This window comes from Treponema endosymbiont of Eucomonympha sp. (assembly GCF_001028545.1).
Window position 1 is genome coordinate 1 of the sequence record NZ_BBPW01000594.1, and the last position, 465, is coordinate 465.

At 65.8% G+C, this 465-nt stretch carries 1 protein-coding gene; it reads left to right on the top strand.

What is annotated here, in order from left to right; all coding sequences use genetic code 11:
- Positions 1-465 (top strand): tRNA modifying enzyme MnmG family protein (locus tag AWU74_RS08230; RefSeq protein WP_498067496.1); only part of this gene is annotated, 465 nt, incomplete at both ends.

Consider the following 465-nt stretch of genomic DNA (forward strand, 5'->3'; position numbering starts at 1 on the left):
CCGCATGTTCACCGCACGCGCCGAATACCGGCTGAAGCTGCGCCACGACACGGCGGACCGGCGGCTGACGGAGAAGGGTTTTGCCCTCGGGCTGAAGACGCAGGCGCAACTGGACGCGGTGCGCGAAAAAGCGCGGCTCGAAACGGAAATCCTCGCGCTGCTCGACAAACACCCCGACGCGGAAAACACGGACGGCGCGGGCGGGACGCGCTACCCCGCGGCGGCGTGGGAAGCGGCGCTCGTCGACCGGAAGTACGCGCACTATATCAAAAAACAGGACCAGCGAATCGAGAAGTTCAGGAGAATGGAAAACGCCCGAATCCCGCCGGACTTCGACTACGGCGCGCTCCCCGCGCTCTCGGCGGAATCCCGCCAGAAGCTGGAAGCCGTCCGCCCGCTCACGCTGGGACAGGCGAGCCGCATTTCGGGAATCCGCGCGTCGGACATGATGCTGCCCATGGTATA